This window comes from Actinoallomurus oryzae (genome assembly GCF_039541955.1).
Lineage (GTDB): Bacteria > Actinomycetota > Actinomycetes > Streptosporangiales > Streptosporangiaceae > Actinoallomurus > Actinoallomurus oryzae.
In genome coordinates, this window is record NZ_BAABHF010000057.1 from 19,678 (window position 1) to 43,574 (window position 23,897).

The following is a 23,897-nucleotide window of genomic DNA, read 5'->3' on the forward strand; positions in this document are numbered from 1 at the left end:
GTGTCATCCTCCGAGCACACTTTGCATCACCCACAGTGCCACCGTCGCCGCCGCCAGCGTGGCGGGCACCGCGATCAGGCCCAGCCGCGTGAAGTCGCCCAGCGCCGGTTCCGCGTCCCGCTCGTGCAGGACCCGCCGCCACAGCAGCGTGGCCAGCGACCCGACATAGGTGAGATTGGGGCCGACGTTCACCCCGATCAGCGCCGCGAGCACCGGACCGGGCCCGCCTGAGGCGAGCAGCGGCACCAGCGCCAGAACGGCGGGCAGATTGTTGATCAGATTGGCGAGCAGCGCCGCCACGGCCGTGACCGCCAGCAGCGCGGGCAGGCTCGACCCGTGCGGGAGCACGTGCCGTGCCACGGTGCCCAGCCCGTTGTCGGTCACGGCCTTGACCACGACACCGAGCGCCAGCACGAACAGGCAGAACAGCGGGTTCGCCGCCCCCACCAGCTCCCGCACGCTCGTACGCCGCCGCGCCAGCGCCCGCGCCGCCAGCACCAGCACCCCGGCCAGCGCCGCCCAGGCCGGGTTGTGCCCGGCGAGAGAGACCAGCGCGAACCCCGCCAGCGTCAACGCCAGCACCACCAGGGGGAACACCGGCAGGCGCGTGCGCCGCGCCGGCGCGGCGGGCGTGGCCCAGGCCGCCAGGTCGGAGCGGAAGAACCACCGGAACACCGCGTACTCCACCGCGATCGCGGCCAGCCACGGCAGGGCCATCAGCGCCGCGAACCGCGCGAAGGTCAGCCCGGTGGCGGGGAAGGCCAGCAGGTTCGTCAGGTTCGACACCGGCAGCAGCAGCGACGCCGAGTTGGCCAGGTGCGTGCACGCGTACACGTGCGGTCGCGGCCGGGTGCCGGCCCGCGCCGCCGTAGCGAACACCACCGGCGTCAGCAGCACGACCGTCGCGTCCAGGCTGAGCACCGCCGTGACCAGTGCGGCGACGGCGAAGACACCGCCGAGCAGGCGTTCGGGACGCCCCCGGCAGGTCCCCGCCATCAGGTCGCCGGCGGCGGTGAACAGGCCCTCGTCGTCGCACAGCTGCGCCAGCACGAGCACCGCGGCCAGGAAGAGAACGACCGGCAGCAGCTGCCGGACCTGCGTCCACGCCCGCTCGGGCGGCACCGCGCCGATCGCCACGACCAGTGCCGCCGCCGGCACCGCCGCCGCCGCCTCCGGCAACCGCCGCGGCCGCGCGACGGCGAACGCCAGCACCGCCAGCAGCGACACGGCCGAGACGATCCCGGCGACGACGGTGTTCAGTACGGCCTCCCGGAGACGATCCCGACGCCTCGCGGTCGGATTATCTCCGCGATCGCCGCCGCCAAGCGCGGCTCGCCGCCGCGCCGATCCGATCCGATAGCGTTTGCCGCTGTGACGGGGTTCTTGGAGGAGACCTTCGGGCTCACGGGCCGGGTGGCGATCGTGACCGGTGGCAGCTCGGGCATCGGCCGGGGCATCGCGACCGCACTGGCGGGGGCCGGCGCGAGTGTCGTGCTCATCGCCCGCGGCGCGCCGGCGCTGCGCGAGACCGTCGCCGCGCTGGAGTCGGCCGGCGGCCGGGCCGCCCATGTCACCGCCGACCTGGGGGAGCGCGCCGAGGTAGGGCGGGCGGCCGAGGACGCCGCGCAGATCTTCGGCGAGCCCGACATCCTGGTCAACTGCGCCGGCATCAACCTGCGGCCGCCGATGGACGAGCTGGACGCGTCGGTGTGGGACCGGTCGATGGCGGTCAACCTCGACGCCCCGTTCCTGCTCGGCCAGCGGTTCGGGCCGGGCATGGCCGAGCGCGGCCACGGCCGGATCATCAACGTCGCCTCCCAGCAGTCCTTCCGCGCGTTCGGCAACAGCGGCGCCTACGGCGCCACCAAGGGCGGCCTGGTCGCGCTGACCCGTTCGCAGGCCGAGGCGTGGTCGGCGCGCGGCGTGTGCTGCAACGCGCTCGTCCCGGGGTTCGTCGTGACGCCGCTGGTCACCCACATCCCGCCACAGAGGCACGCCGCGATGGCGGACCGCACGCTGATCGGCCGCAACGGCCGGCCCGACGACTTCGCCGGCGCGGCCGTGTTCCTGGCGAGCGCGGCGTCGGCGTACGTCACCGGCCAGTCGATCTTCGTGGACGGCGGTTTCTCCGCGCACTGAACGCCCGGCACGGCTTGGTTCTCCGCCTCCTTGTGCCGCGACTGCCCCATCAGCGGCTCGGAGGCGTCGCGGCTGGTGAAGGCACTCACCGAGGCGGGACCGAGGTCGCTGCGCGCTGACCTGGTCGACCGGCGTGGCGAGCGCCGGCGCCCGCAAGATCGCTGATCGGGCGATCCGGAAGGCCGCGCGGGTGAAGAACAAACCCGCCGGGATCTACCCCTCCGACGACCTGGTCATCAAACCCGCCGGGATCGCGGCCGCTTCGTCACCCGTGCTGGAAGGTGACCTCCGGATAGGCGGATGTCGGACGGTCGAGCAGTGTCCGGTGTTCGCCCTTGAGGTGCTGGTCGAAGAAGGCGCCGACGTAGGCCCGGGTGATCGTCAGTGCGCGCGAGCCGGAGAGCTCGGAGGGCATGCCGAGCAGCGTCGACAGGATCGGCCCGTCGGTGAAGCTGGAATGGTCGGCACCGGTGACGGTCAGCCAGCGCTTCCACCCGTCGAGGTTCGGCCAGTCGCGGTCCCAGGTCTTGTCCTTGTCACCGCCCGAACCGTGGATGGAGCTCGTACCGAGGAGCAGGAAGGGCCTGCCGTGCAGTCCGGTGGTGGGGACCGGCGCGTAGAAGGTGCCGTCCAGGTTCACTCCGGCCCGCACCCGGTCGTCGGCGGCCATGGTGACGGGTGCTGCGTCGCCGCTGATGGAGTGCCCGGCCAGGCCGATGTGCCTCGCGTCGATCATGTGGGCGGCAGGCCATGCCGGGTGCCGGCCGGTCAGCCGGTCGAGGACGAAGGTGAGGTCCCTGGCCCTGCTCTCGGCGATGGCCGGCTGGCCGCCCGCGGGAGGCCGGTCGCAGATGACGCAGGCGAGGGTCCGCCCGTCGGGGAAGGTGATGCCGGCGGCCTCGTAGGTGTGGTCGACCAGCGCGACGACGTAGCCGCGGCTGGCCAGGTCCTCGGCGAGCCCGGAGAGCACGGCGCGCGGCAGTGTGAGGCCGGGTGACAGCACCACCAGCGGGAAGCGGCCGTGCGCCGGGCGCGCGTCGGTCAGGTTCGGTTTCATCGGATTCCTTTCGAGACGCCTGGTCATACGTCGCGCCGTCGAACGACGATCGCGGCGAGAGCGGCGGAGACCAGCGGCCAGACGGCGAAGACGATCCATGAGCCGGTCGTCGTCGGCAGTGCGGGAGCCGACCTGGGATGCCGCTGCGACAGGCAGTTGACCCAGTCGTAGAAGGGGAACCAGGCGTAGACGTCGTTGGCCCACTGGTGGACGGTGGGCTTGAAGAAACCGGGCGCGATCACAAGGACGGCGCAGCAGGTGGCGACGGTACCGGCGGTGTGCCGGAGCAGCGCGCCGACGCCCATGCCGACCAGCGCGGACAGGGGCGCGAGCAGCCCGTTGGCGACCAGCACGTGCGGCACGCCGGAGGCGCCCGGAGACAGGGCGACACCGCGCCCGGACAGGATGGCCTGGCTCACCGCGAACGTGCTGAGCGACAGCGCGGCGCCGAGCACGAGCATGACGGCCGCCATGACGGTCGCCTTGGCCGCCACCACGCGCCCGCGGGCCGGAACGGCGGTCAGGGTGGTGCGGATCAGGCCGGTGGAGTACTCGCCGACGATCGTCAGCGCCCCCATGACGCCGGCGCCGATCATGATCAGAGTCGCCGTCACGCCACTGAACGCCGTGGTCAACGGGTCGAAGTGGGCCTTCTCCATCGGGCGGAAGGTCGGCCAGGAGTTGTAGGCGTCCAGGCTTTTCTGCAGGGTGCCCCCGAGGACGAGCAGCAGGCCGAGCCCGAGTACCCAGCGGGTCGAGCGCAGCGACCAGAATTTGATCCACTCGGCGGCCAGCAGGTCACGGAACCGGACGCCGGGATCCGCGACCGGATGACGCCGGGCGCCCGGAGCCGGTGCGACCGCCCGGGGCGAGGCCGGGGCGGTCACCGGCGGTCTCCCGCGCGGTACTCGGCCTGGTCGGCGGTGAGTTCCATGAAAGCCTCCTCCAGTGACGCGGTGCGCGTCGTGAGTTCGTGCAGCGGGATCCGGTGCGCGAGGGCCAGGTCACCGACACGGGCGGCCGGCAGCCCCGTCACCGTCAGCGCCTCGTGGCCGTCCGCCGCCGCGACCGCACCGGCGGCGGTCAGCGCGGCCGCCAGCCGGGCGGGCTCCGGTGTGCGCACCGTGACCCGGGCGCGGGTGCCGCGCGCCGCGAACTCGGCGACCGTCTCCTCCGCGATGAGCGAGCCCCGGCCGACGACCACCAGCCGATCGGCGGTGTTCTGCATCTCGCTCATCAGATGGCTGGAGACCAGCACCGTACGGCCCTCGGCGGCGAGCCGCCGGAACAGGTCCCGCACCCATCGCACGCCCTCGGGATCGAGACCGTTGACCGGCTCGTCGAACATCAGCACCGGTGGATCCCCCAACAGCGCGGACGCGATGCCCAGCCGCTGCCGCATGCCCAGGGAGAACCCGCCGACGCGGCGGCGCGCCGCGCCCGCCAGCCCCACCTCCTCCAGAACCTGCCGCACCCTGCGGCGGGGCAGGCCGTTGCCGCGGGCGAGCGCGGACAGGTGCGCGACCGCGTTGCGCCCGGGGTGGACGTCGCCGGCGTCCAGCAGCGCGCCGACGTGACGCAGTCCGGCGCGCCGCTCACTGAACGGCCGCCCGTCGATCGTCGCGGTGCCGGCGCTGGGCCGGTTCAGCCCGAGGATCATCCGCATGGTCGTGCTCTTCCCCGCGCCGTTCGGCCCGAGGAACCCGGTGACCTGGCCGGGCGGCACCGTGAAGCTCAGGTCGTTCACCGCCAGAACGTGCCCGTAGCGTTTGGTCAATCCGTTGACTTCGATCACCCGGCCCACGCTGCCGGGGGTGGTGGTGATCCCGCATCGGTCCGGCGGCGGGGATTCCGCGCGTGGGATCGGCCGGCGGGCATACGCCCGCGAGCATAGGTCTCGAGGCTGACGCCAGGGCGGTGGCCGGACCCGTACGATCCGCCCGTGCACCAGATGACACCGGACCTTCCGCCCGCGCGACACACGTCGCCCATCGCGCGAACCGTGCTGTCCGCGTGCGCGGTGGCTGGACCGGCCCTCGTGCTGTGCGCCACGATCACGGGCGGCGCCGAGCCCGGCAGCCCCGGGAACGACCTGTCCGCCGGCCTGGTGGCGGTGACGATGGCGCTGGCCGCGCCGCTCGGCTGGGCGCGGCACCGCCCATGGCCGGCCCTGGGGGTGCTGCTGGCCGCGATCGCGGCGACCGCGCCGCTAGGACTGCGGGCCGAGCAGGTCTGGCCGCTGTTCGTGACGACGGACCTGCTGGTCGCGTTCGTCACCGCCACGCGGACACGCCGCGAGGGCCTGACGGCGACCGCCGCCACGCTCGTCGTCCAAGAGGTGACCTGGCAGGTGGGCCTGGTCGAGGACGGAGGACCGCATCGCCTGCTCGTACCGGGGTTCGTCGCTCTGACGGTGCTGCTCGCCGTGAGCGTCGTGACGGCCTGGCTGACCGGGACCGCGCTGCGTCAGCGGCGCGAGTACGGCGAGACGCTCCGCGCCCACGCGACGGTCCAAGCGGTCACCGCCGAGAGGCTGCGGATCGCCCGTGAGCTGCACGACATGGTCGCCCACAGCATCGGGGTGATCGCCATTCAGGCCGGCGCGGGCAGCCGGGTCATCGACACCGCGCCACAGCAGGCACGGACCTCGCTGCGGGCGATCGAGGCCGCCAGCCGGCAGACCCTGCACGGACTGCGACGCATGCTCGACGTCCTCCGCCAGGCCGAACCCGAGACGACGCCCGAGGACGTCACACCGCTCGCGGGACTGGCCGACCTGGACCGGCTGACCGCGACCACGGCGACGGCCGGCGTCACGATGGACGTACGACGCCACGGGGAACGGCGTCCGCTGCCGCCCACCGTCGACCACGCGGCCTTCCGTATCATCCAAGAGTCGGTGACCAACGTGATCCGCCACGCGGGCACCCGCCGGTGCCGGGTGTCGATCGATCACCGTCCCGACGAACTGCGCATCGAGATCACCGACGACGGACACGCCGGCACGGCCGGTCGCCGTACTTCGGGATCCGCCCGGCCCGGCGAGCCGTCGTCCGCCGGCACGGGTGACGCCGGATCGGGGTACGGGATTCCCGGCATGCGCGAGCGAGTCGCTCTCCTGAACGGCCGGTTCAGCGCGGGCCCACGCTCCGAAGGCGGCTTTCTGGTCAGCGCGCGACTGCCCCTGCCCACGGACGCCGGACAGGCGCGATGACGATCCACGTCGTCCTCGCCGACGACCAGGAACTGGTCCGCGCCGGCCTGCGCATGGTCATCGACACCACCCCGGACGTCGAGGTCGTCGGCGAGGCCGCGACCGGAGCCCAAGCCGTCCGGCTGGCCCGGGAACTACGCCCTGAGGTGGTCGTCATGGACATCCGGATGCCCGGCATGGACGGCATCGAGGCCACCCAGATGATCACCGCGGACTCTCCGGCGACCGGTGTCGTCATCCTCACCACCTACGACACCGACTCCAACGTCTACGCCGCGCTCCGCGCCGGCGCCGGTGGCTTCCTCGTCAAGGACATGGCCCTCGACGACATCCTCACCGCCGTCCACGTGGTGGCCGCCGGCGACGCGCTGATCGCCCCGGGCGTCACCCGCCGCCTCATCGCACAGTTCGCCGGCCGCTCCGAGCCGGCCCCGGTACCGGAACTCGACCGCATCACCGCACGCGAACGCGAAGTCCTCACGCTCGTCGGACGCGGCATGTCCAACGCCGAACTGGCCGCCCACCTTCACATCAGCGCGGGAACCGCCAAGACCCACGTCGCGAACCTGCTCGCCAAGCTCGACGCCCGCGACCGCGTCCAACTCGTCATCCTCGCCCACCAATCAGGACTGGTCGCACCGACCCGGTGACCGGCGGGAACTCCTCGCCCGGTTCAGGGGCGGGCGGTCCGCGCCACGACTCTGCCACGGCCGGCCGAAACGTTCACCGGCCACGGCGAGCCGGTCAGCCGGACAGCGGGTCCTGCGCGCTCTCGACCGACCGGAGCAGGTGCTCGCCCAGCTCCCGTACGGCTCCGCGCAGCTCCTGCGGCCGGCGGACCGTGAAGGGCCATCCGAGGCCGGCCAGCATTCTCGCCATGCCGTCCAAGCGTTCGGCGCGGGCGCGCAGCAGCACGCCCTCGGGCACCTCGGTGAGCGTCGCCATCGTCGGCGGCAGCCGCCGCCTGGCCTCCGTCAAGGTCGTCCGCAGCACGACCTCGACCTCGTGGGCGTACGGCACGGACGCGAGCGAGGCGGTCAGGTGCGCCACGACGTCGAACTCGCCCGGATCGGGGAAGGTGACCCGAAGCGGCTCAACCGCCGCGATCCGGTCGACGCGGAAGGTGCGGACCTCGCCGTGCCGGTGATCCAGCCCGGAGGCGTACCAGCGGCCGGAGTGGAACACCAGGCCGTAGGCGTCCAGCTCGCGTTCGCTGTCCTCGCCTCGCCAGGAGCGGTACCGCAGCCGCACCCGCCGCCGGTCGCGCGCCGCGGCGGCCAGGACCAGCAGCGCCGACGCGTCCGGCGACGACGCCTCGCGCGGGGCCAGGGTGAACCCGAGGGTCTCGCGCAGAGCGGCGACGCGGTCCCGCAACGACGCCGGCAGGACGCGATGGATCTTCTCCAGCGCCCCCTCGGTGGCGATCCCGAGCCGGCGCCCGACGAGGAGGCCGAGCACGACCGCGACCGCCTCGTCTTCGCTGAACATCAGCGGCGGCAGCTTGTAACCGGGCAGCAGCCGGTAACCGCCGTACCGGCCGCGCCGCGCCTCCACCGGGATGCCCAGCTCGGCCAGGCGCAGCGCGTAACGCCGTACGGTGCGCTCGTCCACGCCGAGCGCGTCGGCCAGTTCCCGGCCGGTGAGCTCCCGGCGCGCCTGCAGCAGTTCGAGCATCGCCAGCACGCGGGTGGTCGGATGGGACATCGGTTCCTCCCCGGGCGAATTCTGCTCTTTATACCGGACCGATGCTGTCCGGATTCGGCTCTAGGTTCGGGCCAGACGAGAGAAAGGACGCATGATGGCGACATTCGTACTGGTCCCGGGGTTCTGGCTCGGCGGCTGGGTGTGGGAGGCGGTCGGCGCCCGGCTGCGGGCGGCCGGGCACGAGGTGCATCCGGTGACGCTCACCGGACTCGGCGACCGGGCACACCTGGCGACGCCCGAGGTCGGCATGGAGACCCACACCCTCGACGTGGTCAACACCCTGCGGTACGGGGACCTGCGGGAGGTGATCCTCGTGGGCCACAGCGGCGGCGGGCTGCCGGTGGCGCAGGCCGCCGACCGGGTCCCCGAGCGGCTGGCCCGGGTGGTCTACCTGGACTCGGTGCCGCTGCCGGACGGGGTGCGGCAGTTCGACGTCAACCCGCCCGAGGCCCGTGCGGAGATCGAGAAGCGGGTCGCGGCGGAGGGGGAGGGCTGGCGGCTGCCCCCGCCGCCGTTCGCCGAGGTCGCGGAGGACCCGCGCAACCTGGCCGGCCTGGGCCCGGCCGACCTGGCGCTGCTGCGCGAACGGAGTGTGCCCCAGCCGTTCGCGACCGCGACCGAGCCGCTGCGGCGGACCCGTCGCACACCCGTGCCGGAGACGCTGATCGCCTGCGTCTTCGCCGAGGAGCAGGTACAGCAGATGTTCGCGGACGAGGATCCGATGATGGCCGGCTTCGACGGGGTGCCGCAGGTGGTGCCGTTGCCGACCGGGCACTACCCGATGCTGTCGCGCCCGGCCGACACCGCGCGGGCGCTGGCCTCACTCGCCTGACTCGGCGCGCTTCTTCAGCGCGGCGTTCATCGCGTCGAAGCGGTCGCAGCTCGCGGCCAGGCTCCCGTGGAACAACGGCACGGCGATCCCGCGGAACGTCTCGGCCTGGGTGAACCGCACCCGCCCCGGGGCGGCCGCCTCGATCGTGAACCGGTGCTCGCCGTCGGCCAGCCCGCCGACCTCGTGATAGTGGCTGAACCAGCGCAGTTCACGGCCCGCCTCGGCCGCCCGTACGGTCGGGCGGACGGTCGAGGTGCCGCCGCTGGAGTGCAGGCGGAGGGTCAGGGTCTCACCGACGGCGAGACGGCCGCCCACGTCGGTGATCTCGGGGTTCCAGTGGTCGTAGGAGCGCAGGTCGGTGAGGACCTGCCAGACCCGGGCGGGGGAGGCGGCGATCTCGGTGGACCGCGTCACGGTGTAGGGGTGGGAGCGGCCCCACAGGTAGAAGCCGGCGAGGACGATGGCGGGTGCCAGAATGCCCGCGATCAGCCGGTTGAACATGAACGGGAGCATGCCACAAACGCCGCACACCGCACGTACGGGTAGGAGATCGCCTGGTCGGTGAGCCAGAGACCTGGTGGACTGACGCCATGCCGACACCGCCGCGCCGCGTCCTCGGGGCACTTCACCGGTTCAACGCCGCCCACCCTTGGGACCACAACGCTCACTACCACCCGTGGATCCTGCGGCGGTTGCCCCGGCGCTTCGGCAGTGCCCTGGACGTCGGCTCCGGCAGTGGCGACCTGGCCAGGCTCTTGGCCGCACGCGCCGACAAGGTGCTCGGCATCGACTCCGACCCGAAGATCACCGCCCGGGCCCGGGAGCTGACCCCTCCGGCGGCTCCCGTCACCTTCACGACCGCGGACGCGCTGACCGGCATCCCCGGCGGCCCCTACGACGTCATCACCTGCGTCGCCGCGATCCACCACCTGCCGTTCACCGACGCTCTCGCCGTCTTCCGCCGCCACCTGGCGCCCGGAGGAACCCTGGTGGTTCTCGGGCTGTCGCGCCCGACGACTCTCGCCGACCACCTGCTCGCGGCCGCGGCCGTCCCGCTCAACGTCGCCACGGGCCGGCTCAAGAACAGGGGCCGCACAGCACCTCGTCCGGTTTCGATGACGGCCCTGACCCGGCCGGCCGAAATGAGCTTCCCCGACATCGTCCGCGACGCCCGAGCGGCCCTGCCCGGCGCACGACTGCGCCGCCGGCTGTTCTGGCGTTACACGCTCGTCTGGCGTCACGGTTGAGCGGCTACGAGATCGCCGTATCCGACAGGCGTCGGGAGAACGGCCAGCCGCGATCGAGCCGTTCGTCTGTCATTCTGCCGAGATGCTCTTCCGTATTGCGACACGGCGGGACCTGCCCGCGATCATCGCACTGTTGTCCGATGAGCAAGCGGTCGTGGATCCGGCGACCGTGGTGGTCGACGAGGCGTACGCGCAGGCGTTCGAGGCGGTGGACGCCGACCCGCGCAACGAGATGGTGGTCCTCGACGAGGGAGACGGTACGGTCCTCGGCTGTCTGCAGCTCACCTATATCCCCGGTCTGGGCCGCCACGGGCAGGAGCGCGCGCTGATCGAAGCGGTGCGGATACGCGCCGACCGGCGCGGGGCCGGCCTCGGCCGTACGATGCTCACCTGGGCCATCGACCGGGCTCGTGCCCGCGGCTGCACACTGGTGCAGCTCACCAGCAACAAACGGCGCACCGAGGCCCATCGCTTCTACGCCTCGCTCGGCTTCGTGCGCAGCCACGACGGATTCAAGCTGCCGCTGTGACCTCGGCTCCGTCCGACGGCTCCGCCGGCTCGGCGAGGGCGCCTCATGCCGCCGGCTGAGTGTCCGCGGGGTGCCGGGGGAGCAGGAGTGCGGCACCGGCGGCGGCGATCGCGGCGATGAGGGCGGCGACGCCGAAGGCGAGGCCGTAGCCGTCGGCGTGGCCGGAGTGGGCGGTGACCAGTGTGGACAGTACGGCCAGGCCGACCGCCGCGGCGACCTGACGGACGGTGTTGAGGACGCCGGCGGCCACCCCGGCCAGGTCGGCGGGGACGGCGGTGGCGGCGACGGTGATCGGGGTGAAGGCCACACCGATGCCGAGGCCGAACAGGACCTGCGGCAGGGCGATCGCGGGCCAGTACCGCGTGTGTGCTCCCAGGCGGGCCAGCCAGGCGAATCCGGCGGCGGCGAGGAGGGCCCCGACGGTGGCGACCAGCCGGACGCCGTGACGGTGGGTCAGCCGTCCGGCGAGCCGGGCGCCGGTGAACAGCGCGCCGGCGGCGGGCAGGAACGCCAGTCCGGCCCGCATCGGCGGGTAGCCGAGCGCCTGCTGCAGGTAGATCGACAGCAGGACGGGACTGGCGAAGAAGCCGAGCCCGAGGCAGAAGATCACCGCGTTCGCGGCGCCGACCGGGCGGGAACCGAACAGGCCGAGCGGCACCAGCGGCGCGCTCGCCCACCGGTGCCGGTGGGCCGCGAACACGACCAGCAGTACGGCCGCGGCGCCGAGCGAGACGACGACCGGGAGCGATGACCAGCCGTCGTCGGCGCTGTCGAGCACGCCGTAGACCAGGGCGGTGAGCCCGCACGTGGCCAGGACCGCGCCGACCACGTCGAGCCGGGCCCGCGCGGGCCGGCGGTCCGCATGGGGCATGACGATCACGGTCGCCACCGCGATGACCAGGGTGAGGGGGACGTTGACCAGGAACACCCAGCGCCAGCCGGCCAGGTCGGTGAGCACGCCTCCGATCACCGAGCCGGCGGCGGCACCGGCGGCTCCGACGGCGCTCCACAGCCCCAGCGCGCGGCTGCGCGCCGCGGGGTCGAGATAGGCGCCGGTGACCATGGTCAGCGTGGCCGGCATAACGATCGCCCCGCCGGCGCCCTGAACCGCGCGGGCCGTGATCAGAACCCATGCCTGGGGAGCCAGCCCGCACGCCAGGCTCGCCGCGCCGAAGCAACAGACGCCGGTCAGGAACGTCGCGCGGGCCCCGTAGTTGGCGACCAGCCGTCCGGCGAGCAGCAACAGCCCGGCGAAGGCCAGCGTGTAGGCGTTGACCACCCAGGCCACGTCGGCGGGGGCGAACCGCAGGTCGGCGGTGATGCCCGGCAGGGCGACGGAGACGATGGTCGCGTCCAGGATGATGACGAACACCCCGGCGCACGCCAGCGTCAGGACCGGTGCGCCGCCCGAGCCGGCGCGGGTGACCGGCCCGGAGGCGGTACCGGCCGCGAGGGGAGAATCTGGCTTCGCGCTCATGAAGGTAAGCCTAACCTAATTAGTGACCATTGGTCACTATATTGATCCCGTAGGGGTGGCGGTACGGCGTGAGCCGGCGGCGGGCCGGTCCCGGAGGGCTCTGGTGACGGGCGGCTTCGGTAGCGGACGGTCGCAGCTCCGGTGACGGAGGTGTCGCCTCCGGCGGGCCGTAGACTCAGGCCCATGGCCAGCCGCGCCGGACAGGACGCCAAGGGAGCGCCGCACCGGCCGCGGCGAGGACGCCCGCCGCAGCTCAGCCGCGAGCAGATCGTCTCCGCCGCGCTGGCGTCGAATCTGGAGACCCTGACGCTGCGGGAACTCGCGGCCCGCCTCGGCGTCACGCACGGCGCGCTGTACCGGTGGATCTCCAACCGCGACGAGCTGATGGACATGGTCAGCGACGTACTGGTGGAGCGGATCCTGCCCGCCGACGAGCCCGAGGAAGGCCAGTGGCGGCCCTGGCTGCGCCGCCTGGCCTGGTCGATGCACGATGAGTTCCTCGCCGTCCCCGGCTACGCGACGCGCACCGCCCGTCCGCACCGTCACAACGCCGAGTCGTTCGGGCGGCTCCGGGCCGGGGTCATCCGCGCCTTCACCGGCGCGGGCGTCTCCCCGGAACTGGCCGAGCAGAGCTGGTACATCTTCGGCACCTCGCTGGTGAGCTGGCTGGCCGCCCAGGAGCAGTCCCTGGACCTGGGCGACGGCCGGCCGCGATTCGACCTGTTCCTGGACGTCCTGCTGCGCGGCCTGCCCGCACGCGAGCCGGCGGATCCTCCTCCCGCCGGCCGAGACGACCGTGAAATCGGCTGAGACGACCGCCGCGGGCCGTCCTCGGGGCGCCGCACGTTGATGTCGGATTCTCGCTAGCGGAGGCCGGTGGCCAGAGGCGATGCTGGGACGCATGCATGAGGACGTGGAACGCTGCGTACGCGCCGTACGATCCAAGGACGCGAGGTTCGACGGCTGGTTCTTCACCGGGGTGCTGACCACCGGGATCTACTGCCGGCCGAGCTGCCCGGTGGTCCCGCCCAAGGCGGAGAACATGCGGTTCTACCCCAGCGCCGCGGCGGCCCAGCAGGCCGGGTTCCGCGCGTGCAAGCGGTGCCGTCCCGACGCCAGCCCCGGCTCACCGCAGTGGAACGAGCGCGCCGACCTGGTGGCCCGCGCGATGCGGCTGATCGCCGACGGTGTCATCGACCGTGAGGGCGTGCCGGGCCTGGCCGCACGGCTGGGCTACAGCACCCGGCAGATCGAACGTCAGCTGCGCGCCGAACTGGGCGCCGGCCCGCTCGCGCTGGCCCGCGCCCAGCGCGCCCAGACCGCCCGGCTCCTGATCGAGACCAGCACGCTGCCGATGAGCGACATCGCGTTCGCGGCCGGGTTCGCCAGCATCCGCACGTTCAACGACACGGTGCGGGAGGTCTTCGCGCTCTCGCCGACCGAGCTGCGCCACCGCGTCGGCCGCGGCCGGCCCGTCGAGACCTCCGGCACGCTCACGCTACGGCTGCCGTTCCGCGCGCCGCTGTGCCCCGACAACCTGTTCGGTCACCTGGCGGCGACCGCCGTGCCCGGCGTCGAGGAGTGGCGCGACGGAGCGTACCGGCGCACCCTGCGGCTCCCGCACGGCCACGGGATCGTCTCGCTGCGGCCGGGCGCGGAGCACGTCACCTGCCGGCTGGCCCTCACCGACCTGCGCGACCTGGCCAACGCGATCAGCAGGTGCCGCTGGATGCTCGATCTGGACGCCGACCCCGTCGCGGTGGACGATCTGCTGCGCCGCGATCCGGTGCTGGCGCCGTACGTGGACAAGAGTCCCGGACGGCGGGTGCCGCGCACCGCGGACGGCGCGGAGTTCGCCGTCCGCGCCGTGCTCGGCCAGCAGGTGTCCACCGCCGCGGCCCGTACGCACGCGGGCCGGCTCGTCAGCGCCATCGGCGACCCGGTGACCGACGCCGAGGGCGGGCTGACCCACCTGTTCCCGGCCTCCGAGGCGCTGGCGGAGGTCGACCCGGCGACGCTGGCGTTCCCCCAGGCCCGCCGCGTGACGCTGACGACCCTGGCGGCGGCGCTCGCCGCGGGTGAGATCGACCTGGGGCCCGGCAGCGACTGGGCCCAGGCACGGGTGCGGCTGGGCGAGCTGCCCGGCCTGGGTCCCTGGACGATCGAGACGATCGCCATGCGGGCCCTCGGCGACCCGGACGCCTTCACCGCCACCGACCTGGGCGTACGCATCGCCGCGCGACACCTCGGCCTGCCCGGCACCCCGGCGGCGCTGATCCGCCACTCCGCGGCGTGGCGGCCCTGGCGCGCGTACGCGGTGCAGCACCTGTGGGCCACCGGCGACCATGCCATCAACCGGATCCCCGCCTGAAGCCCCTCCGCCCCCGACCCGATCAGGAACACACCATGCCCCACACCGTCGTGGACAGTCCGCTCGGCCCGCTCACGCTCGTCGGCACCGACGGCGCGCTCACCGGCCTCTACATGGACCGGCAGCGGTACCGGCCCGAACCCGAGACCTTCGGCGACCGAGACGACGCGCCCTTCGCCGAGGCGGCGCGGCAGCTGGAGGAGTACTTCGCCGGGAGACGCACGCGCTTCGACCTGCCGCTCGCCATGGCCGGCACGCCGTTCCAGCGGCAGGTCTGGGAGGCGCTGCGGGCGATCCCGTACGGGCGGACCGTGTCGTACGGGCAGCTCGCCGACCGGCTCGGCCGGCCCACCGCGGCGCGCGCCGTCGGCCTGGCCAACGGCCACAACCCCATCGGCATCATCGTGCCCTGCCACCGGGTCGTGGGCGCGAGCGGCGACCTGACCGGCTACGGTGGCGGGCTGGACCGCAAGCGGCGGCTGCTGGACTTCGAGCGGACCGTCAGCGAGCGGTCCTGACGGTGCGGCGGGCGCGCCACTCGTCCTCGAGCATCGCGTACACGAGTTCGTCGGTCCACTCGCCCTTGACCATCTCGTTCTGTACCAGATGCGCCTCGCGGCGCATGCCGAGGCGTTCGAGGACCCGGGCGGAGGCGGTGTTGCGGCCGTCGAGGCGGCCGACGACACGATGCAGGCCGAGCCCCTCGAAGGCCAGGCGCAGGATAACCTCGGCGGCCTCGGTGGCGTAACCGTGCCCGCCGTGGTCGGGGTGGAAGATGTAGCCGATCTCGCCCTGCCGGTGTTCCTCGCTGGTCCAGAAGAGCTGGACATCGCCGATCATCTTGCCGGTCTCGGGCAGCTCCACGGCGAGCGTCAGGTTGTCGCCCTCCTTGCTCAGCCCGGAGGCGGCGATCTTCATGGCGAGCGATCCGCGTGTCTGGGTGAGGTCCCGCGGACCCCAGTACAGGTAGCGGGTCACGTCGGGGCGGGACTGGATGTCCGCGAGGTCGTCGAGGTCGTTCTCGGTGTAGAGGCGCAGCAACAGCCGTTCGGTCTTGATCGGGAGCTCGGGAGACAGCACCGGTCGATGGTAGTGACCGGCCCGGCGGGATCGCGAAGTGATTTTCGCCCGTCTGGGGGGTTTCGTGGCCAGGTTGGCCTGCGGCACGCTGGGACAATGCTGATCACGACCGGCGCGGACGTCGTCGAGGAGACGCGCGCGTTCAACCAGACCCTGGCCGAGACTCTCGCCGCTCTGCCGGCGCATCACGAGGTGAACGACCCCGTCGTGTCGCGGGCGGCGCGGGCCCGCGGCGAGGGAGCCTTCCCGGCCCCGGTGCGCCTGGACGTGGGCCAGGACCGCGCGATCCCCGGCCGTGCCGGGCAGATCCCGCTGCGCGTGTTCACGCCTCCGGTCGTCCGCGGCGTTCACCTGCACATCCACGGCGGCGGCTGGACGTTCGGCTCGGCCGCGGACCAGGACGGGCTGCTGTGGCGGCTCGCGCAGGCCGCCGAGATGGCCGTGGTCAGCGTCGACTACCGGCTCGCGCCCGAGCACCCCTACCCGGCCGCCCCGGACGACTGCGAGGACGCGGCGCGCTGGCTGGTCGCGAACGCGCGGAGCGAGTTCGGCACGGACCGGCTGACGATCGGCGGCGAATCGGCCGGCGCGCACCTGTCCGCGGTCACCCTCCTGCGCCTCGGCGGGCGGGGGTTCCGCGCGGCCCAGCTGACGTTCGGGGTCTTCGACCTGTCGATGACGCCCAGCCAGCGGCTGTGGGGTGAGCTGAACCTCGTCCTGTCCACGCCGATCATGGCCTGGTACTACGACCAGTTCGTGCCGGGCATCGACGTCGAGGCGCGTCGCGCCCCGCACGTCTCCCCGCTGTACGCGGACCTGAGCGGCCTTCCGCCGGCCCGGTTCGTCGTCGGCACGCGCGACCTGCTGCTGGATGACACGTTGTTCATGGAGGCGCGCTGGCGCGCGGCGGGCAACGAGACGACGCTGGAGGTGATCGCCGAGGCCGCCCACGGGTTCCTCTCGCACCCGCTGACGGTCGCCGAGCGTGAACTGGCCGCCCAGGAGGAGTTCCTGGCCAAGGCCGTCGCCGACTAGGTCGCCCTAGGCCACCGCGCCGGGCCAGTGCGCGGGGCGTACCCGCGCGGCCGGCAGGCGGGTGCGGGCGTCGCCCTTCGCGGCGTCCAGCTGGGCCTGGGTGAGGAACAGGCTCCGGCTCAGGTCGGTGCCGCGCACGTCGGCGTCACGCAGGTCGGCCCCGGTGAGGTCGGCGTCCGCCAGGTCGGCGTTCCTCAGGTTCGCGCCGATGAGCAGGGAGCCGCGAAGGTTCGCGCCGCGCAGGTCCCTGCCGCTGAGGTCCCGGCCCATGAGATCGGCGCCGCGGTGGTCGCGTCCGGGTGTGCCGGCGCGTGCGAGCTCGCCGGCGCGCGACAGCAGCGTGTTGGCCTCGCGCCGGCACGCGGCGACGTCGACCTTCAGCAGGTCGTCGGGGCCGCCCTCGGTGAGACGCTCGATCTCCCGGCGCTTGTGGTCGAGCCGGTCGGCCAGCGGGCGCGCCGCGGGCAGGGCCAGCGCCTCGGTCAGGTACCACAGAAGCTCGTGCAGGTCCCGCATGACCGGGAAGACCGCGAACATCCGCCGCGCGGTGTCCGGCTCGTCGCGCCAGTCGCGGCCGCCGAAGGTGCTCTGGGAGACCTTCTGGCCCGCGCCGAAGCAGTCATAGACGGTGCAGCCGCGAAAGCCCTTGTCGCGCAGGTCCGCGTGGATGCCGCAGCGGAAGTCGGCGTGCAGGTTGGGGCAGGGCCGCCCGGCGCCCTTGTCGATCGCGAAGTCCACCGAGGCCGCGAAGGCCGGTGCGACGCAGCACAGCGCGAAACAGTTCGCGCAGTCGGCGCGCAGCTCTTGTTCCTCGGGCAAGCCGGATCCCCCGTGATGATTCAGCCGATTCTTCGCAGCCTAACGCCTGTCATGAGCGAGCAGACCGGCGGCGCCTGACGTCCCTCGGCGCTCGTCACCAGCCGGCGATGACCTGGCGCCCCTGGGGGATGGCGAGGTCGAGCAGCCCGGGAAACCGGGCGTCGAGGTCGTCGCGGCGCAGACGGTTGAGCCGCCGTGTGCCCTCGTCCCGCTGACGGATCACCCCGGCCTCGCGCAGGGCCTTGAAGTGACCGCTCTGCGTGGACTTGCTGACCGGGAGCGCGAACGTCGTGCACGCGAGCTCGCCGTCCGGCTCGGCGTCGGCGAGCCGGGCGACGATCGCCAGCCGGACCGGGTCGCTGAGGGCGGCCAGCACGGTGGTGAACCGCAGTTCGGCACGGTCGGGATGCAGGAGTTCGGTCGCGGTCCGGCTGGCCATGGCGTCCAGCATAACCGTCATGTTCGATAAGTCCGAACATCTGCTATGTTCGCGTTTCCCGAACATGATGGGAGCTCGCGAATGCCGTTCCTCCTCACCGCCGCGCGCCGTGGCCGGATGCCCGGCCACGACCGCCGCTCGCCGGGCCCGGACCCACGGCCCCGGCGGTGGCGTTTCTGGGCCGTCGCCTACGCGCTGCTGATGCTGCTGACCGGCACGAACCTGCCGACGCCGCTGTACCGCGGGTACGCGGTGCGGTTCGGCTTCTCGCCGCTGGTCGTCACACTGATCTTCGCCGTCTACGCGGCCGTCCTGATCCCCTCACTGCTGGTGGCCGGCCCGCTGTCGGACGCGGTGGGGCGTCGCGCCGTACTGCTGCCGGCGGTGGCCCTGGCCGCCCTCGGCTCGCTGGTGTTCGCCCTGGCGGAGGGCACGGCATGGCTGTTCGCGGCCCGGATGCTGCAGGGAGCCGCGCTCGGCGCGGCCTCGGGGCCGCTGACCGCGGCGCTGGCCGAACTGGAGCCCGGGGGAGACCGCCGCAGGGCGGCCCTGGTGGCCACCGTTGCCTCCGCCGGCGGGCTGGGCCTCGGACCGGTGGTGGCCGGGCTGCTCGCCCAGTACGCGCCGGCGCCGCACGTGCTGCCGTTCGCGGTGGAGCTCGTACTGCTCGCACCGGCCTGGGCGGCGATCGCGACACTGCCGGCGAAGCGATCCGGCGCCCGATGGGTTCCGCGCCGCCCGCAGATCCCCGCCGCCATGCGGACGGTGTTCGCGACCAGCGGGACGGCGAGCTTCCTGGCCTTCGCCGTGATCGGGCTGTTCCTCACTCTCGTTCCGCCGTACGTCGCCGAGCTGTCCGGCAGCGGCAACCTTCTGCTGGGCGGTGCGGCCGTCGCGCTGATGCTGGCCTGCTCCACGCTCGCCCAACTCGCCGGCTACGGCCGGCCGGCACGGCGGCTGGAATCGGCCGGCCTCCCGCTGCTCGCCACGGGGCTGGTGCTGCTCGCCGTCGCGGGCACCGTCTCCTCGCTGCCGTTGCTGCTCGTCGCCACCGTGATCGCCGGGTCCGGCCAGGGCCTGGTGTTCCTCGGCGGTCTCACCGCGGTGAACCAGGCGGCTCCTCCCGGCCGCCACGCCGACGTGCTGTCCAGCTTCTACGTGGTGCTCTATCTCGGCGTCGGCGTACCGGTCGTCGGTGTCGGCTTCCTCGCCACCGCGGTCGGGCTCCTCGTCGCCGTACGGTACTTCGCCGCCGTAACCGCAGGGCTGTGCCTGATGCTGCTGCTCGTCCTCGCCCGCGCCCGCCGCTGACCGTGCCTCCATCCGCCGGATCACCACGGCGATCAGAGGTGTCGCTCCAGGAAGCCGGTGAGCACGGCCCGCAGCGCCTCCGGGGCGTCGAGGTGAACGTCGTGCCCGGCGCCGGGCACGGTCACCATCGCCGTGCCCGGCCGCGCCGACGTCATCTCCCGTTGCTCGTCGAGGGGGATGATGCCGGACTCGCCGAGGACGACGAGCGCCGGACAGGCCACCCGCCGCCATTCACTCCAGAAGGACGGGCGCACCAGGCCCGCAAGGGAGCGCACCATCAGCCCGGCGTCGAACCGCGGCCACCATCCGCCGGCCCGTCGCTCCAGCCCGGCGGCCCAGCCCGCTCCGGCCGGGCCGCCGCCGAAGAACTCCGCCGCCGCGTCGAGGGAGCCGAACGGCACGGGCCAGGAGTCGAGCCAGGCACCGATCCGGTCCACCTCACGCGTGACCATGCCGCGGGCGCCCGCCTCGACCATCACCAGCGCCCGTACGAGATCGGGGCGGGCGGCGGCGACCAGCATGGCGGTGTTCCCGCCGAGGGACTGACCGACCAGGGCGACGTCGTCCAGGCCCAGCGCCGTGATGACCTCGATGACGTCCGCCACGTACGCCGACCGGGACATGTCACCGCCGGGCGGACGGCGTTCGCTCGCGCCGTGCCCGCGCTGGTCCAGCGTCACCACGCGGTACCGCCCGCACATCCCGGCGACGGTGGCGTCCCACTCGCCGCCGTACCCGGCGAGCCCGTGCAGGAACAGGACGGGACGCCCGGCGCCTCCATGGTCGCGTGCGACCAACCGGACCCCGTCCCGTACGACGGTGCGCTCCGTCCAGGCGGTGTGCGGCCCGCTCATCGCTCGCCCCGCCTCCTCGGCCTGCTCGTCACCGGTCGGACGAGACCTGATTCCCGATCATCTTCAGCAGCGCGGCGTGCGTCTCCGGGTCGGCGGCCACGACCAGCCCGCCCGCACCGGTGTGCAGGGGCCGGCCGTCGATTCCGGTCACGACGCAGCCGGCGGCCTGGCACAGGGCGATCCCGCCGGCGAAGTGCACGCTGTCACGCAGGTGGCCGTCGGTGACGTAGGCGGCTCGCCGGCCGGCCGCCACCCAGGCCACCGCCAGAGTGGTGGAGACGACACGCGGCCGGAACCGCTCGGCGAACTCGGCGTCGGCGAGGAGGCGGACCGCACGGAAGCGCGGTGCGTTCGGGAACGGCGGATCGAGGTTGACGTCCACCAGGTGCGAGTCCGGTGACGGCGTGAGTTCCGCGTCCGCGCCGTCGCGGCGGACGCAGGCGCGCTCACCGTCGGTCCAGAACACCTCGTCGTTGAACGGATCGGCCGATGCCGCCGCCGTGATCTGCGACCCCACGCGCAGGGCGACGTTCACCGCGACCAGCATGTTCCGGACCGCGTAGTTCAACGTGCCGCACAGGGGATCGACCAGCCACATGCGCTCCGCGCCGTCGGTGCCCGTACGGCCGCTCTCCTCACCCAGCACGGCATCGTCCGGCCGGGCGGTCCGGAGGAGGTCGAGGATGGCCTTCTCCGCCGCCAGATCGGCGGCCGTGGCGAAGTCACCGGCCGACTTCTCGAACCGCGCCAGCGGTTCCCCGTACATCCGGCGCACCACGGCGGCTCCCGCCTGCGCTGCCGACACGGCCAATTCGACGTCCGTCCCCGCCTTGAGCATTCGCGCAGGATAGTCGCCTCGGACCCGGTCGAGCCGCCGTGGCCACCACGGGAGGCGGAACCCGCCCGTCGCCTGCGGGCCGCTGGTCTTGACCTTGACGCAGGGGCGACCCTCCATCCTTCTGCCAGATCCGCGAAGGAGGCAGGGGATGACCGCGTTCATCGAGAAGGTCGTCGCCGACCTCGGCGACGAGCGGAGATGGCGGCAGTACGAGGCGCGCACGACGGGTACCCGCTCATGACGGCGCAATCGGCCGCCGGCCCGGCGATTCGCGTGCGGGGTCTGGAGAAGTCGTACGGGAGGCTGCAGGTGCTGCGAGGCGTGGACTTCGCGATGAGCCTGATCGGGAATCCGCCGGTGATCTTCCTGGACGAGCCGACGACCGGGCTCGACCCCGAGGCGCGGCTCGAGGTGTGGCAGGCCGTCGAGGAGCTCGGATGCTGGTGTTCGTCTATGTGTTCGGCGGCGCGGTCGACACGGGCTCGGACTCGTATGTGAACTACACGCTGCCCGGCATCCTGCTCATCACGATCGCGTCAGGCATCTCCTACACCACGTTCCGCCTCTTCATGGACTTGAAGAGCGGGATCTTCGAGCGTCTCCGGTCCATGCCGATCGCACGGTCGGGCGTCCTGTGGGCACACGTGCTGACCTCGCTGATCGCGAATCGCCGTGATCGTGGGCTTCTCCGCGGCGTCGGTCGAGGCCGCGGGCGCGTACTCCTACCCGCTGATCTTCCTGCCGTTCATCAGCTCGGCGTTCGTGCCCACCGGGACCATGCCCGGCCCGGTGCGCCGGTTCGCCGAGAACCAGCCGGTGACGTCGATCGTCAACACGATCCGTGACCTGCTCGCCCGGCGGCCGCCCGGCGACGACATCTGGATCGCTCTCGCCTGGTGCGCCGGCATCCTCGTCGTGGCGTACGCCTTCGCGATGGTCACCTGTCACCGGAAGGTCGCCTGAGGCAGGCTGAGAGACCGTCACTGAAGCGTTGCCGGGTCACAACGCCCACACTGCGCGGCTGCTCACGTCGGCGGCTGGGTGAGTTTGGCGGCCACGGCGTCGAGGACCCAGTCCAGGCCGGTCGCGAAGGACACCTCGGCGTCCACCTCCGTGCCGTCGTACACGGCCTTGCTCAGCGCCGGGAAGCGGCCCGTGGCGAGCATCTTCCTCACATGCGGGCCGGAGGCGCGCTGCCATTCGCGCTTGGACATGCCCGTGTCGCGCTCGGCCCGCAGGTTCGCGATCTCGCGTCTGATCGCGCCGGTGAGGTAGGCGCCGACGGTCTCCACGGCGCGCATGACGGTGTCGAGGTCGCTGAGGCCGTCGAGGGCGGCCAGCGTGGCCTCGGTCACGGCGAGGGCGTTCGGTCCCAGGGTCGGACGGCCGCCGAGCAGGTCGGCCAGCCATTCGTGACGGAGGGCGGCCTGCCTGGTGCGGTGGGCGCGGATGCGCAGCACCTCGCGCCAGTCACCGGGCTGCTCCTCGGGGAGGATCTCGGCGTAGACCTCGTCCACCATGAGGTCGAACAGCTCCTCCTTGGTGGAGATGTATCCGTACAGCCGCATCGGGCCGACGTCCAGCCGGGCCGCGACCTTACGCAACGAGACGGCATCCAGCCCGCCCTCGTCGGCCAGCGCGACGGCGGCGGCAACGATTCGCTCCCGGTCGAGCGGCGCGGGGCGAGTCGGCGGCTCCGGTCGGTCCCATACAGACATGGTTACACCGTACTCTTGCAATACACCGTAATGCCCCAATACGGTGTATCGACATGAGACACCGTATCGCCGTGGTCGGGGGTGGCCCCGGCGGCCTCACCTTCGCCCGCGTCCTGCACCGCCATGATCACCCCGTCACCGTTCTCGAACGCGATCCCGCCCCCGACGCCCGTCCCCCGGGCGGCACGCTGGACCTGCACGAAAAGCTGGGCCAGCTCGCGCTGGAAAAGGCGGGGCTGCTGGCGGAGTTCCAGGCGCTGTCCCGTCCCGAGGGGCAGGCCATGCGCATCCTGGACACGGACGGGACCGTCCTCCGCGACTGGCCGGCCCGTCCAGATGACCAGGCCCATCCCGAGATCGACCGCGGGCAACTCCGTGACCTGCTGCTCGGCCCTCTGGACGTTCAGTGGGGGCGGGACGTGACGGAGGTGGTGCCGGAGACCGAGGACGGCGTGCTGGTCCGGTTCGCGGACGGGCGGCAGGAGGCGTTCGACCTCGTGATCGGCGCGGACGGCGCCTGGTCCCGAGTGCGCCCGGCGGTCTCACCCGCGACGCCGCACTACACCGGCATCACCGCGGTCGAGACCTCCCTGGACGACGTCGACACTCGCCATCCCGATCTCGCCCGGCTGATCGGCGACGGTTCCCTGGCCGTGTACGGCGTGAACCGCGCCATCGTCGCCCAGCGCAACAGCGGCGGCCACGTCAAGGCGTACGCCCAGTTCCGCGCGCCGCTGGACTGGCACACGAACCTGGAGCGGCACATGGGCCTGATCGGGCACGCGGACCTGGACCTGGCCGACGTCGAGGCCGTGCGATCAGGCCTGCCGGCTCTGTTCGACGGCTGGGCCGCTCCCGTCCTCGATCTCCTCCGCCACGGCACCGCTTTCGTTCACCGCCCCCTCTACGTCCTGCCCGTGTCCCACACCTGGACCCACGTACCCGGGGTGACGCTCCTGGGCGACGCCGCCCACCTGATGCCCCCGCTGGGGGCGGGCGCGAATCTCGCGATGCTGGAGGGCGCCGAACTCGCCGAGTCCGTCGCCGCCGCCTCCGGCCCTGGAGATCTCGATGAGGCCGTTCGCGCCTTCGAGGAACAGATGTGGGCGCGGGCCGGAAGATGGGCGAAAATCACGACGGCGGGTCTGGAACGCCTCGTGAGCCCGGACCCCGCCGAAGCCATCGCCCTCTTCGACGAAGTCCAGCCGGCCTGACGGCCGAGCGCGAGAGCAC

The 23,897-nt window shown here is 72.8% G+C and carries 27 protein-coding genes; 14 read left to right on the plus strand and 13 right to left on the minus strand.

Annotated features, from left to right (window positions below; all coding sequences use genetic code 11):
- Positions 1-3: 3 nt before the first annotated feature.
- Complete coding sequence (locus ABEA10_RS44010; RefSeq protein ID WP_345474534.1) at positions 4-1,227, minus strand: SLC13 family permease; 1,224 nt, start codon at positions 1,225-1,227, stop codon at positions 4-6.
- A gap of 144 nt (positions 1,228-1,371) precedes the next feature.
- Here ABEA10_RS44010 and ABEA10_RS44015 point away from each other — a divergent pair, with 144 nt between their 5' ends.
- Positions 1,372-2,139: an SDR family NAD(P)-dependent oxidoreductase gene (locus ABEA10_RS44015; protein WP_345474536.1), complete on the plus strand. Its 768-nt coding sequence runs from the start codon at positions 1,372-1,374 to the stop codon at positions 2,137-2,139.
- A gap of 265 nt (positions 2,140-2,404) precedes the next feature.
- On the opposite strand, the gene ABEA10_RS44020 is transcribed toward ABEA10_RS44015, so the two are convergent.
- The 3 genes from ABEA10_RS44020 to ABEA10_RS44030 are packed head-to-tail and all read right to left on the minus strand — an operon-like array spanning position 2,405 to position 4,991.
- Positions 2,405-3,196 (minus strand): alpha/beta hydrolase family protein, encoded by a 792-nt coding sequence (locus ABEA10_RS44020; RefSeq protein ID WP_345474538.1) that lies wholly within the window; start codon positions 3,194-3,196, stop codon positions 2,405-2,407.
- 23 nt (positions 3,197-3,219) lie between these two features.
- Positions 3,220-4,083: an ABC transporter permease subunit gene (locus ABEA10_RS44025; protein WP_345474540.1), complete on the minus strand. Its 864-nt coding sequence runs from the start codon at positions 4,081-4,083 to the stop codon at positions 3,220-3,222.
- The gene (locus ABEA10_RS44030) at positions 4,080-4,991 is read right to left on the minus strand and encodes an ABC transporter ATP-binding protein (RefSeq protein WP_345474542.1); all 912 of its coding nucleotides are present in this window, start codon (positions 4,989-4,991) and stop codon (positions 4,080-4,082) included. Before ABEA10_RS44030 ends, ABEA10_RS44025 begins: the two co-directional genes overlap by 4 nt.
- 156 nt (positions 4,992-5,147) lie before the next feature.
- Between ABEA10_RS44030 and ABEA10_RS44035 the strand changes: the two genes are divergently transcribed.
- Positions 5,148-6,410, plus strand: a complete 1,263-nt coding sequence (locus ABEA10_RS44035) for a sensor histidine kinase (RefSeq protein WP_345474734.1) — start codon at positions 5,148-5,150, stop codon at positions 6,408-6,410.
- Positions 6,407-7,060, plus strand: a complete 654-nt coding sequence (locus ABEA10_RS44040; RefSeq protein ID WP_345474544.1) for a response regulator — start codon at positions 6,407-6,409, stop codon at positions 7,058-7,060. The genes ABEA10_RS44035 and ABEA10_RS44040 overlap by 4 nt, the downstream gene beginning before the upstream one ends.
- Before the next feature lie 94 nt (positions 7,061-7,154).
- Here ABEA10_RS44040 and ABEA10_RS44045 read toward each other — a convergent pair whose 3' ends face one another.
- Positions 7,155-8,114, minus strand: coding sequence for a helix-turn-helix transcriptional regulator (locus tag ABEA10_RS44045; RefSeq protein WP_345474546.1), 960 nt, complete (start codon positions 8,112-8,114; stop codon positions 7,155-7,157).
- Positions 8,115-8,208: 94 nt separating this feature from the next.
- Here ABEA10_RS44045 and ABEA10_RS44050 point away from each other — a divergent pair, with 94 nt between their 5' ends.
- Positions 8,209-8,946: an alpha/beta hydrolase gene (locus ABEA10_RS44050; protein WP_345474548.1), complete on the plus strand. Its 738-nt coding sequence runs from the start codon at positions 8,209-8,211 to the stop codon at positions 8,944-8,946.
- On the opposite strand, the gene ABEA10_RS44055 is transcribed toward ABEA10_RS44050, so the two are convergent.
- Positions 8,935-9,447, minus strand: coding sequence for an SRPBCC family protein (locus tag ABEA10_RS44055; RefSeq protein ID WP_345474549.1), 513 nt, complete (start codon positions 9,445-9,447; stop codon positions 8,935-8,937). The two genes, ABEA10_RS44050 and ABEA10_RS44055, sit on opposite strands and share 12 nt — an antisense overlap.
- Positions 9,448-9,536: 89 nt before the next feature.
- On the opposite strand from ABEA10_RS44055, the gene ABEA10_RS44060 reads away from it, so the two are divergent.
- Positions 9,537-10,193 (plus strand): class I SAM-dependent methyltransferase, encoded by a 657-nt coding sequence (locus ABEA10_RS44060; protein WP_345474550.1) that lies wholly within the window; start codon positions 9,537-9,539, stop codon positions 10,191-10,193.
- Between the two features lie 82 nt (positions 10,194-10,275).
- Positions 10,276-10,722: a GNAT family N-acetyltransferase gene (locus ABEA10_RS44065; RefSeq protein WP_345474552.1), complete on the plus strand. Its 447-nt coding sequence runs from the start codon at positions 10,276-10,278 to the stop codon at positions 10,720-10,722.
- Between the two features lie 43 nt (positions 10,723-10,765).
- On the opposite strand, the gene ABEA10_RS44070 is transcribed toward ABEA10_RS44065, so the two are convergent.
- Positions 10,766-12,199: a DHA2 family efflux MFS transporter permease subunit gene (locus tag ABEA10_RS44070; protein ID WP_345474554.1), complete on the minus strand. Its 1,434-nt coding sequence runs from the start codon at positions 12,197-12,199 to the stop codon at positions 10,766-10,768.
- A 183-nt stretch (positions 12,200-12,382) separates the two neighbouring features.
- Between ABEA10_RS44070 and ABEA10_RS44075 the strand changes: the two genes are divergently transcribed.
- The 3 genes from ABEA10_RS44075 to ABEA10_RS44085 all read left to right on the plus strand — a co-directional run bounded on the left by ABEA10_RS44075 (position 12,383) and on the right by ABEA10_RS44085 (position 15,088).
- A complete protein-coding gene (locus ABEA10_RS44075) occupies positions 12,383-13,009 on the plus strand; it encodes a TetR/AcrR family transcriptional regulator (protein WP_345474556.1) in 627 nt (208 codons plus the stop codon).
- Positions 13,010-13,100: 91 nt separating this feature from the next.
- Entirely contained in the window at positions 13,101-14,570 is a 1,470-nt protein-coding gene (locus tag ABEA10_RS44080) for an AlkA N-terminal domain-containing protein (RefSeq protein WP_345474558.1), read from the plus strand.
- A 35-nt stretch (positions 14,571-14,605) separates the two neighbouring features.
- The gene (locus ABEA10_RS44085) at positions 14,606-15,088 is read left to right on the plus strand and encodes a methylated-DNA--[protein]-cysteine S-methyltransferase (RefSeq protein ID WP_345474560.1); all 483 of its coding nucleotides are present in this window, start codon (positions 14,606-14,608) and stop codon (positions 15,086-15,088) included.
- Here the strand turns inward: ABEA10_RS44085 and ABEA10_RS44090 are convergent.
- The gene (locus ABEA10_RS44090; protein WP_345474562.1) at positions 15,072-15,650 is read right to left on the minus strand and encodes a GNAT family N-acetyltransferase; all 579 of its coding nucleotides are present in this window, start codon (positions 15,648-15,650) and stop codon (positions 15,072-15,074) included. The genes ABEA10_RS44085 and ABEA10_RS44090 overlap by 17 nt on opposite strands.
- Before the next feature lie 96 nt (positions 15,651-15,746).
- On the opposite strand from ABEA10_RS44090, the gene ABEA10_RS44095 reads away from it, so the two are divergent.
- Positions 15,747-16,685: an alpha/beta hydrolase gene (locus ABEA10_RS44095; protein ID WP_345474563.1), complete on the plus strand. Its 939-nt coding sequence runs from the start codon at positions 15,747-15,749 to the stop codon at positions 16,683-16,685.
- A 6-nt stretch (positions 16,686-16,691) separates the two neighbouring features.
- On the opposite strand, the gene ABEA10_RS44100 is transcribed toward ABEA10_RS44095, so the two are convergent.
- Positions 16,692-17,504 (minus strand): pentapeptide repeat-containing protein, encoded by an 813-nt coding sequence (locus ABEA10_RS44100; protein ID WP_345474564.1) that lies wholly within the window; start codon positions 17,502-17,504, stop codon positions 16,692-16,694.
- Between the two features lie 94 nt (positions 17,505-17,598).
- Complete coding sequence (locus tag ABEA10_RS44105; RefSeq protein WP_345474566.1) at positions 17,599-17,943, minus strand: ArsR/SmtB family transcription factor; 345 nt, start codon at positions 17,941-17,943, stop codon at positions 17,599-17,601.
- An 81-nt stretch (positions 17,944-18,024) separates the two neighbouring features.
- Between ABEA10_RS44105 and ABEA10_RS44110 the strand changes: the two genes are divergently transcribed.
- Positions 18,025-19,254, plus strand: a complete 1,230-nt coding sequence (locus ABEA10_RS44110; RefSeq protein WP_345474568.1) for an MFS transporter — start codon at positions 18,025-18,027, stop codon at positions 19,252-19,254.
- 32 nt (positions 19,255-19,286) lie between these two features.
- Here ABEA10_RS44110 and ABEA10_RS44115 read toward each other — a convergent pair whose 3' ends face one another.
- Positions 19,287-20,108: an alpha/beta fold hydrolase gene (locus tag ABEA10_RS44115; protein WP_345474570.1), complete on the minus strand. Its 822-nt coding sequence runs from the start codon at positions 20,106-20,108 to the stop codon at positions 19,287-19,289.
- A gap of 28 nt (positions 20,109-20,136) precedes the next feature.
- Entirely contained in the window at positions 20,137-20,946 is an 810-nt protein-coding gene (locus ABEA10_RS44120; protein ID WP_345474571.1) for an inositol monophosphatase family protein, read from the minus strand.
- A gap of 237 nt (positions 20,947-21,183) precedes the next feature.
- Here ABEA10_RS44120 and ABEA10_RS44125 point away from each other — a divergent pair, with 237 nt between their 5' ends.
- Together ABEA10_RS44125 and ABEA10_RS44130 are read left to right on the plus strand one after the other, a co-directional pair.
- Complete coding sequence (locus tag ABEA10_RS44125) at positions 21,184-21,444, plus strand: hypothetical protein (protein ID WP_345474573.1); 261 nt, start codon at positions 21,184-21,186, stop codon at positions 21,442-21,444.
- A 174-nt stretch (positions 21,445-21,618) separates the two neighbouring features.
- A complete protein-coding gene (locus ABEA10_RS44130) occupies positions 21,619-21,909 on the plus strand; it encodes an ABC transporter permease (RefSeq protein WP_345474575.1) in 291 nt (96 codons plus the stop codon).
- Between the two features lie 62 nt (positions 21,910-21,971).
- Here the strand turns inward: ABEA10_RS44130 and ABEA10_RS44135 are convergent, their stop codons facing one another.
- A complete protein-coding gene (locus ABEA10_RS44135) occupies positions 21,972-22,664 on the minus strand; it encodes a TetR/AcrR family transcriptional regulator (RefSeq protein ID WP_345474577.1) in 693 nt (230 codons plus the stop codon).
- Between the two features lie 53 nt (positions 22,665-22,717).
- On the opposite strand from ABEA10_RS44135, the gene ABEA10_RS44140 reads away from it, so the two are divergent.
- The gene (locus tag ABEA10_RS44140; RefSeq protein WP_345474579.1) at positions 22,718-23,878 is read left to right on the plus strand and encodes an FAD-dependent oxidoreductase; all 1,161 of its coding nucleotides are present in this window, start codon (positions 22,718-22,720) and stop codon (positions 23,876-23,878) included.
- The last annotated feature ends 19 nt before the right edge of the window (positions 23,879-23,897 follow it).